The following is a 623-nucleotide window of genomic DNA, read 5'->3' on the forward strand; positions in this document are numbered from 1 at the left end:
GAAAAGTGCGACAGAGCCCTTTTCCGGACAGACCTAGCCCCACCCGGTTCTCACGAGGCTTTCCTCACCGCCCGTCGGTGCAGCACAGAGACGACAAGATTCCACAAGAACGTCGATCAGGGGCACGTTTCAGTATCGACGCGAACCACACCGAAATCGATCTTGCTCTGTGCATTGAGCGCAGCACCAGGAGCTACATTCTGTGTGCAAACCTGCCAGTCGCGATCAAGAATTTGGTGTCGGCCCTTGCCGCTTGCATCATGTGAGCTCGTGAAGAATACCGAGTCTCCGGTAAGCGATTGCACGGCATCCTGAGCGCTTTGGAGGTCTTGTCCCCGCAAGTCGGGCATGGTCCAGTTCTGTGTCATGTCCGGCGCCTCGGGGGCTGATTCCTCTACCGGCTGGTCAAAATTCTGTTCGGGCACCTGTTCGGTCGGCTGTACTGCCGGACTGCAGGCGGTGACCGAACCGGCGAGTGCAAGGCCAAGGAGAGCAGCAGTGAACGATCTTCGCATAGCTAGGCAACTTCCTGTGAGAACCAGATTGAACCCAGATGCTCATCAATCGAAAGCGACGCAATGCTCGTTACCAGTAGCCGAGAATAGGGTCTGCTGCAAGATCGG

At 56.8% G+C, this 623-nt stretch carries 1 protein-coding gene; it reads right to left on the reverse strand.

The genetic code is table 11. From position 1 onward, the window contains the following. Positions 1 to 116: 116 nt before the first annotated feature. Positions 117 to 515 carry a PASTA domain-containing protein gene (locus AD72_RS37450; protein WP_197285181.1) on the reverse strand — a complete coding sequence of 133 codons (399 nt, stop codon included), beginning with the start codon at positions 513 to 515 and terminating at the stop codon, positions 117 to 119. Positions 516 to 623 lie beyond the last annotated feature (108 nt).

This window comes from Sciscionella sediminilitoris (genome assembly GCF_000737195.2).
GTDB classification, from domain to species: domain Bacteria; phylum Actinomycetota; class Actinomycetes; order Mycobacteriales; family Pseudonocardiaceae; genus Sciscionella; species Sciscionella sediminilitoris.

What these genes read in the sequence shown, in the direction of transcription:
- AD72_RS37450 (WP_197285181.1), bottom strand. Translation starts at nt 515, where the DNA reads ATGCGAAGATCGTTCACTGCTGCTCTCCTTGGCCTTGCACTCGCCGGT.